An 8735-nucleotide genomic window follows, 5' to 3' on the forward strand; every position below is an offset into this window, starting at 1 on the left:
GCTCATAACATGAAGGCCGTAGGTTCAATTCCTAATGCTGAAAACAAAACACCGTGCAACATCAGATGTTTACGCACCGCCCTAGGGCGGTGTTCCTATTTGCGCCAACACTTCTAGAAGCACTGTGGAAGCAACGATAGGAAACTTCTTTTCGTAACTAGCCACTTACCCCTCAGCTCTTTTTTGCCAATTTCTGCGCTTCGCCCAAGGTGATCTTGCCGTGACGACCGATCGAAATCCTCTCGCTGGAGCGTGTTGAAGCATTCAGGGAACGATCAACTGGTTCGGCGAACTGCCGTCTTTGGTATCAACTATTTTGGTAATAAAACGATAGCCTGCGGCTTGACCCGCTTGGTGGGCTGGGAAATGGAGCGGCGCGGATAACTTGATCTCTGGCGGCGCGTTCGATTTCAGGTGAGCCAGAGCTATCGACGATATCAACCCAAGCCAGTGATCCATCAGGATTAATTTCGAAGAATACCTGCGCAAACCCGCGGACCGGGACATAGACGACGGGCGTTTGATTGAGGTGGACCAGGACTTGTCCGGCATAGTTCGTGGTATCGGAGTTTCCAACGCCGCGACCCGAGGTTTGATTTCGGCCACTGCTGGCTCGGAACGGGTCAGCCCCTTCCTTTTGATAAAGGCTAAGCGGCGACTCCAATGTCTGCGTAGGGTTGCGCAAGTTATCGAAGTTACTGAACCCATCAAGTGATTTTGGCGTATCCGTTGCGGGCCTTCTGTCCGGGAGGCGGGGGCGTTTGGAAACAGATACGGCCTGATCGGAAGGCGCGGCTTGTTCTTCTGGTGGCTCGTTTGTTGGCTCATCGACCGAACTTGGGATTTCTGGTTCGACTGCCGTACTCTCTAGTGGAGGGACCGGCGCAGTTGAGGCGTCTGTGGGCGGTAAAGCTGCCAAGCGCTCGGGTTCCGGGTCGACCGCTGACGTTACGGAGGTATCTGCGTCTGTGGCTGGTTCCGGATTGGACGGGGCGACCGGTTTGGTCGGCACCTCTTCTTGCAGCTCTGATCGTGGGGCGACGGGCGCTCCGACATCGGGTGAAGATACCTGCTGAGGATTGGGGGAAGCGACGAGTGTATCGCTGATCGGGATGTCGGCAGTATCGGGCTTAATAGTGTCTTCAACCGGAGGCTCGGGGGCTTCAGCAGAGTCCGGCTGCACCGGGTCCGTCGTGTCTTCGGTGAATTCCTCGAATGTGTTGCCAAGCTCGATCAAACTGACCGATTCCTCACTGGCCCGCAGTTCTGGCAGACTGGAACCGTAGAAACTGATCCCAAAGATATGCAGGACAAGCGAAAGCACACCCGCCAACGCAGCGATGGCCGCTGACTTCCGGATCATTTCAAAGCCTGCTGGGTCACGAGGAACACAGACGGCGCGCCATACCGTCGAAGGGCACCGGTTACCTCCATCAACCGTTGGCCTGAAACATTGCGGTCGGGGACAATCCTGACCGGTCCGTCATCATGGCTGGACATGAAAGCCTCAGGGTCGGTTTGCACCCCACGAAAACTGAGGATGCCATCAGCGTTCAAGACAAGCGCATCGGGAGGGTCGCGGCCTTCCAGTTCCGAGGTGTCGACAAGCTGCAGCTCTGGATCAAGCGGTGGTGCCAGGGTGCCTGCAATCAGAAAGAAGATCAGCATCAGAAAGACGACGTTGATCAGAGGGATGGTCGAGTCTCGTTTGCGGCTTGGGCGACCAAAGCGGATCATCGGTCTACTCCAACACCGTGACGGTCAAGCCATCGCGGCCACGCAAAACAACCAGCAAATCCACAAGTCGTTGGGCGGACGTATCCGCATCAAGGCTTACCAGTGCCTGACCGGCCCCGATCCGCGTAGACAGTTCATCCAGCGCCAGTGTTTCGCCATTCAAAGTCACGCGCTCGGTACCGATCTGGATGAATATTCGCTCGACGGGTTCAGCCGATTCTGATGCGCCTGAGGTTGCGCTGCTGATTTGGATCTCCGCGAACTTTGAGAAAGTTGAAGACAACATGAAAAACAGCAACAGCAAAAAGATGACATCGATGAGCGGGGTCATCGACATCGGTCGTCTGACAAAGGGTTCCGTGTTACGCATGTTCAGCGTTCAGAATCTCGGTCCTGCCTGAGGCGGCCTGGTTCGAGTTGTTCGGGACCAGAACCGTGCGCAGTGCTTTGTCCGCAAACACCCGTTCCCGGGCAGTTCGGCTTTCAAACCAAGACAAGACCATTGAAGTCGGCATTGCCACCGCAAGGCCAACGGCTGTTGTTACCAGAGCAACCCAGATGCCACCTGCCAACAATGAGGGATCGACAGAAGACCCGGCAGACTGAAGGCTTTGGAATGCATTGATCATTCCCAAAACTGTTCCGAACAATCCAAGCAGGGGTGCAAGCTGGGCGACCGTATCCAAAAGCCGAAATCCGCGCTCCAGCCCGGCCAGGGCCAATCCAGCTTCGGCATCCAGTCGAGCGTCCAGATCAGGAGTGTCCGGCGCGTCCATCGCGGCTTCGACAAGCGGTGCAAGATAGCTGCTGCTCTTTGCGAGGCGCGCGCGTGCAGTGGCTCGATCTCCAGCATCCCAGGCTTGCAGCGCTTGTGACAGAATCTTGTGTCGCCCTACGCCACAGGCTGCGAACTGCCAAAGCTTGTAAAGACTAACTGCTACGGTCAGGACCGACATGACAATAAGGATAGCCACAACGGGTCCGCCAAGGGTCAGGATCTCTCGAAGAGAAGAGAGAATATTCATCCAAGCAACTCCACTTCAATCCGGCTGCTGAGCGTTAGGGTCGATTGACAGATGTCGCTCTGGGAGCCTTTTACCACGCATGAACTCGCGCCATTGATCAATGCGCGCCCAACAGTCGTGCAAGACATCTCTGGCAGATCGAACTGACGGACACGTGGGCGATCCAAAGGTAAGTCGCGAAAATCAAAAAGCGAGAGCGTAACGACACTGCCTTCGGTGTCAAATATCACCGTCTCGAATACGGCTTCATCGATAGTGGCTCCGGATTGGTTGGTCACCAGAAAGGTCAATCTGCAGGCACTACCAACGTCTTCCAAGGCATTGAGCTCTAACGAAATCTCAGCGGCAGGCGCCTCAGCGGATTGGGCCAGAGCTGCAAAAGGAAGCAGGCATGCGAAACAGGTAAGCAGGACACGGAGAGATCTCATTGAAGGCACCTATATGCTTGGGCGAACCGCGATTGCCCGCGTTGTATAGCCGACAATGGTCCTCTCATACCTGATAGTACAATCACTTCAAAGGAGCGCTGAAACGATTGTGAATTCGACCATGTTCGAAGTCATATTCGAGTAAGCTATTTAGCAAAGTGACGTACAATATGGCAAAATGACGGAATATTACCTCATTTCGTCAAGATACGATCTGCAATCCGAACAAGTCGCCCTTCATAATCAAAAGAAACACAGAATGGAGGCGCGTTTTGAGCTCGAATATTTGCGTAGTCGGGGCGGGGAAGATCGGTCAGATGATCGCGACTTTGCTGAAAACCTCGGCACATTACACGGTGACTGTTGCCGATCACGATCTTGCGGCCCTGTCAGCATTCAAGAAACGGGGCATTTCTACGCGGCAGATTGATGCCAGCGATAGCGCGGGCTTGGAGAAAGGCCTTAAAGGGTTTGATGCGGTGATCTCTGCCGCGCCGTTCTTTCTGACACCGGCGATTGCGAGCGCGGCCAAAACTGTTGGGGCGCATTACTTTGACCTGACCGAAGATGTCGCCGCCACCAACGCGGTGCGCGAGCTGGCGCAGAACAGCGAGACGGCATTTATGCCGCAATGCGGGTTGGCCCCCGGGTTTGTCGGGATTGCGGGCGCTGCGCTGGCGGCCGAGTTCGATGAAATCGACAGCCTGCATATGCGGGTCGGGGCGTTACCGCTCTATCCGACCAACGCGTTGAAATATAACCTGACTTGGTCAACTGATGGGCTAATCAACGAATACTGCAATCCATGTGATGCCATTGTGAATGGCGAGAGGGTCAAGACCGCCCCCCTCGAAGATTATGAGCTGATCGGCCATGACGGAGTCGAGTACGAGTGCTTCAATACATCGGGCGGGCTGGGCACTTTGCCCGAGACGCTAGACGGTAAGGCGAAGGCGGTATCCTATCGCTCGATCCGCTATCCGGGCCATCGGGATATCTTGCGCTTGTTGCTCAGTGACCTGGGACTAGAGCGTCGCCGCGATCTGCTGAAAGAGATTTTTGAAACGGCCTTGCCGCGTACGGATCAAGACGTCGTGTTGGTCTATTGCACTGCAAAGGGCATCGTTGACGGCACGTTGCGTGAGAAATCCCTGATCAACAAATCCTTTGCGCGCACCATCGATGGACAAGTCTGGAGTGCGATCCAAGTAACCACTGCGGCAGGCGTATTGGGTGTCGTCGATCTGATGCGGACAGGGGTTCTGCCCTCGAAAGGCTTTGTTCGGCAAGAGCAGGTAAAGCTTGCCGATTTCCTGAACACCGAATTTGGCCGGCTTTATCGCGCCGGTGACGTTACCGAACAAAACAAGGCGGCTTGAGATATGAAAGACATTATAATGACTGCTGAAACCACGCTTGCGAATTTGGACCTGACTGCAGCTGAGCTTAGCGGCGGGTCGCTGCGGGTGACCTCTCCGATAGATGGCGGCCTGTTGGCCGAGGTTCACGAAACTCCGGTTTCCGAGATGGGGGCCATCTTTGCCCGCTCGAAAGCGGCGTTCAAGGAATGGCGCGTTGTGCCGGCTCCGCGCCGGGGTGAGTTGATCCGCCTGCTGGGCGAAGAGCTGCGGGCCGCCAAGGACGACCTTGGCGCGCTTGTCAGTTGGGAGGCAGGCAAGATCACCTCGGAAGGTCTGGGCGAAGTGCAGGAGATGATCGACATCTGCGATTTTGCTGTTGGTCTGTCGCGGCAGCTTTATGGTCTGACCATTGCTTCGGAACGCCCGGGTCACCGGATGATGGAAACGTGGCATCCGGCGGGACCGGTCGGAGTGATCTCGGCCTTTAATTTCCCCGTGGCGGTATGGTCGTGGAATGCTGCGCTGGCCCTGGTCTGTGGTGATCCGGTAGTTTGGAAACCGTCCGAGAAAACGCCACTGACCGCGTTGGCTTGCCAGAAAATCTTTGAGCGGGCATTGGCCCGGTTTGGTGACGCCCCCGAGGGGCTTTTGCAGACCCTGATCGGTGGTGCCGATCTGGGTGAGGCGCTGGTTGCCAGCGAGGATGTGCCGATCATTTCAGCCACCGGCTCGACCCGGATGGGCCGCGCGGTGGCGCCGATTGTGGCGCAGCGCTTTGGAAAGTGTATTCTGGAACTCGGCGGCAATAACGCGATGATCGTTGGGGCGTCGGCTGATCTGGAAATGGCGGTGCGCGCGATCGTATTCTCGGCTGTCGGGACAGCAGGGCAGCGCTGTACGACACTGCGGCGGTTGATTGTACACAACTCGATCCGCGAGGAACTGGTTGGGCGTCTGAAGAAAGCCTATGCAGGTCTACCCATCGGTAATCCGTTGACCGAGGGTACGTTGATTGGGCCGTTGGTGGATGAAGCTTCGGGCAATGCGATGACCGCAGCGCTTGAATCAGCAAAGGCCGAGGGTGGTGCCGTGTTCGGAGGTCAGCGCGTGACCGAAAATGTACCGGGCGGTGTTTATATGCAACCGGCCATCGTTGAGATGCCGGGCCAGACCGCGACTGTGAAGGCCGAGACCTTTGCTCCGATCCTTTACGTCATGGGCTATGACGATTTTGCCGAGGCGATCGAGATTCAGAACGACGTGCCACAGGGCTTGTCGTCCTGCGTTTTTACACTGAACATGCGCGAAGCCGAGCAATTCCTGACAGCGGCCGGGTCGGATTGCGGGATTGCCAATGTGAACATCGGCCCGTCCGGGGCCGAGATCGGTGGCGCATTTGGTGGCGAGAAGGAGACCGGAGGCGGGCGCGAAAGCGGATCAGATGCCTGGAAAGCCTACATGCGCCGTCAGACCAACACGGTAAACTATTCAGCCGAGTTGCCATTGGCGCAGGGTGTCAAATTCGACATCTGAACGCGAATGTCCGGCGGCACCTGATCGTGCCGCCGGATTCAATCAGCGAACAGGTAATCCAGTTGCATGATCGCTTTGGCCTGATCGGCACTGATCCCCAGAAATTCCGCAATAATCACCTCATTCTCCGAACGTTCCGCCGCCTCACGCAAATGGAACAGCCCATCATTCTGGGTACTGCGGATCAATTCGGATTCGTAAGCCAGCGCATTGCGAAGGGTCGGTAGCAGGCGTGCAAGAGAATCCTGTGAGCTGTTCTGGCCCGCAAGACCGACACGATGGGCATGACCCGTCAGATATTCATCTGAATAGGCACATTCGATTTCCAGAACACGTGTTTGGGCCTGATCTGCACAGAAATCCTGAATGACGTCCAGATTGGCCGGATCTACGCAGAGTACCAGCCTGTCGCTTTGGAAATAATCGAACAACATACGTGCAACGGCCCGCCGATGGCGCGACCGCTTAATCAGGGTCGTCTCGATTCCACCCAAATCGGGCAATGGCGTATCCTGCTCATCATAGATGTATTCGATGCAGGGAATGGGGGTTTCCGACGCGATCTGGTCAACAAGCCGTTTGGCGACATGCCACTTCTTGCAAACAATCAGAAACGCCTGCCGCTCGGGGCCTAACGTATTGCCGACCTCCCAAAAGCGCTGAGCGAAACGTCGTCCTACCCGACCGCGACCGGCAAGGAAGTGATACAGATTACGCCCTTCGTTCGAGATGTGGAACGTGACCCCTTCGCTGGCATAAAGCTGACCCAACCGTTCCTTCAACTCATGGGCCTCGGGGCTGATCTTGCGAGCGAACAGGTAGTTCTGCCCCAACAGCATGTCATAGTGATCATTGTAGAAGGTGACAGGCATGCCATAGTCGGAAAACATCAAAAATGTCAGTGTACGGTTTTCGATTTCCTGCTTCGGGACGAGGTGGCGAACAAGCGTCTGAAAGAACGTCTCGTCCGGAATCCAGGTGGTCGAGAAAAACCGGACCACATCGCGGCGTTGGCGCAGGAAGTCCAGAATCATCTCGACTGTGCGACGGCGCAGGCACCACCACTGGCTACCGATCTTGACCTGCAGGTCTGCAGGTATGCCGCGGGTCAGACCGAAACGCTTTTGCATTTCGTATGCGGCATAGAACAGGCGCGGCTGATTGCGTTCGTTGAAATAGTGACGATAGATCAGCCGGTCTTCTTTCATTCCGGTCTTAATCCAATTGCTTTCGAAGAAGTCATGGCTTTCGATGAAATCCATGTCGCGTTCATCAAGAAAGCTGTGCACATACTCGGCGGTTTTAATTGCCATGCAATCGCCGGACAGCATGTAAAAATGGGTGACCCTTGGGAACTGATCCACCGCCGCCTGTAATGCATGGAGCGTGGCCTGAACCAGTGACCATTCGCCCCATCCGCATTTGATCCGCTTCGTTGCAAATGTGACATTGCGGTTATCTTTCAGGGCGTCGCGTATCTGCGCATAATCCGTATCGTTGGCGCGGGCGTCAAAATGGATCGCCATACAATCGCCGGCAGCCGTCAGCTGACTGGCCTGCGCAATGATTGCGTCAGGGTCTTTGTGACACAGCAAGATATAGGCAATCTTTGCCATTTGCGTTTCGTAATTCCCCGTTTCTGCCCATTTGCAACCGTGATACTGAGGATGAGCGATTGAATAAACAGAATATTTTTGGTTCTTTGGGTCAAAATGCCGGAGTATCAATACGATAACTGGCTAAGGAGGCGCAGTAGATGGGTTTTCCCGGAACATGGATGACCGAAAGTCAAAGCATGGTCTACCGTGTTGTGCCGAAATGCGCCTGCTCGACGATCGGGCAAATCATGTATTTCTCGGATCATGGCAGCTTCTTTGATGGTGACATTCACGATGCCAAGGACGGAATGCACAAGTGGGCCTTTGGTGCCAGTCAGGATCCGATTGCCAGAAATGTTCGATCGCACCAGTCCTATACGTTTACCTGCGTGCGTAATCCCTACACACGCATTCTCAGTTCCTTTTTTGACAAGATCTGCGGCATCCAGCGCAACGGCAAACGCTATCGCGGCAATCTGGTGCCAACGCTGATTTACAACTATGGAATCGAAGTCGGGGGTGACGACGGCAAGGGCGAGTTTGACCAAATTGCCAGTTTCCGCCGGTTCCTTTTATTCGCACGCGACACGATTCGTTGGCGGCGTCCGATGGACCCCGACATTCACTGGTCGGCCATGTCTGGCCATGTCTCGACGCTGATCGCTAATGGCGGGCGATATGATCGTATTTTTTGGACCGAGAAGTTCAACGATGGGATGCAGGGTGTGTTGGACAATCTTGAAACCTCGCATCCTGTGACTCTGTCCGAGATCCCGCGCTTTAACGAATCCGAAGGCCATGGGCCAAAACGCGTGCATCCGGTCGAGGATTACTTTGACGATTTGTCGATGCATCTGGTCTACGAGATCTACAAACAGGATTTTGAACTGTTCAAGTATGATTTCGAAAATCCCGCCAACAAAATGCCGACGGGTGAGATCGATCTAGATGAGATTCACGCCAAGCTGGGTGATTAAGACGCTCGAAGTGTGAGGCTCCCGCCCATCGTCAATGTCTCTTGTGAGACATCTCCTCTGGTTGGGCCCGGCGCCG

General features: G+C 55.2%; 9 protein-coding genes. 3 read left to right on the plus strand and 6 right to left on the minus strand.

The features are described from left to right. Positions 1 to 307 precede the first annotated feature (307 nt). Genes ACR0MP_RS21810 through ACR0MP_RS21830 form a run of 5 tightly spaced genes read right to left on the minus strand, consistent with a single transcriptional unit; the run spans position 308 to position 3190 of the window. On the minus strand, positions 308 to 1363 hold the full coding sequence (locus tag ACR0MP_RS21810; RefSeq protein WP_480886161.1) for an energy transducer TonB family protein: 1056 nt from the start codon (positions 1361 to 1363) through the stop codon (positions 308 to 310). Then, positions 1360 to 1737, minus strand: a complete 378-nt coding sequence (locus ACR0MP_RS21815) for an ExbD/TolR family protein (RefSeq protein WP_170408723.1) — start codon at positions 1735 to 1737, stop codon at positions 1360 to 1362. Before ACR0MP_RS21815 ends, ACR0MP_RS21810 begins: the two co-directional genes overlap by 4 nt. Before the next feature lie 4 nt (positions 1738 to 1741). After that, on the minus strand, positions 1742 to 2068 hold the full coding sequence (locus tag ACR0MP_RS21820) for a biopolymer transporter ExbD (protein WP_170408722.1): 327 nt from the start codon (positions 2066 to 2068) through the stop codon (positions 1742 to 1744). Between the two features lie 31 nt (positions 2069 to 2099). Next, positions 2100 to 2762: a MotA/TolQ/ExbB proton channel family protein gene (locus tag ACR0MP_RS21825; protein WP_170408721.1), complete on the minus strand. Its 663-nt coding sequence runs from the start codon at positions 2760 to 2762 to the stop codon at positions 2100 to 2102. Continuing rightward, a complete protein-coding gene (locus tag ACR0MP_RS21830) occupies positions 2759 to 3190 on the minus strand; it encodes a hypothetical protein (RefSeq protein ID WP_170408720.1) in 432 nt (143 codons plus the stop codon). The genes ACR0MP_RS21825 and ACR0MP_RS21830 overlap by 4 nt, the downstream gene beginning before the upstream one ends. Positions 3191 to 3462: 272 nt before the next feature. Between ACR0MP_RS21830 and ACR0MP_RS21835 the strand changes: the two genes are divergently transcribed. Beyond that, positions 3463 to 4569, plus strand: coding sequence for a saccharopine dehydrogenase NADP-binding domain-containing protein (locus tag ACR0MP_RS21835; RefSeq protein WP_170408719.1), 1107 nt, complete (start codon positions 3463 to 3465; stop codon positions 4567 to 4569). Positions 4570 to 4572: 3 nt separating this feature from the next. After that, positions 4573 to 6084: an L-piperidine-6-carboxylate dehydrogenase gene (gene amaB, locus ACR0MP_RS21840; protein WP_480886164.1), complete on the plus strand. Its 1512-nt coding sequence runs from the start codon at positions 4573 to 4575 to the stop codon at positions 6082 to 6084. A gap of 38 nt (positions 6085 to 6122) precedes the next feature. Here the strand turns inward: amaB and ACR0MP_RS21845 are convergent, their stop codons facing one another. Further along, entirely contained in the window at positions 6123 to 7700 is a 1578-nt protein-coding gene (locus ACR0MP_RS21845) for a DUF5928 domain-containing protein (protein ID WP_170408718.1), read from the minus strand. A 140-nt stretch (positions 7701 to 7840) separates the two neighbouring features. On the opposite strand from ACR0MP_RS21845, the gene ACR0MP_RS21850 reads away from it, so the two are divergent. After that, positions 7841 to 8659, plus strand: coding sequence for a sulfotransferase family protein (locus tag ACR0MP_RS21850; RefSeq protein ID WP_170736854.1), 819 nt, complete (start codon positions 7841 to 7843; stop codon positions 8657 to 8659). Positions 8660 to 8735: the final 76 nt, after the last annotated feature.

The organism is Ruegeria sp. K3, from assembly GCF_056531845.1.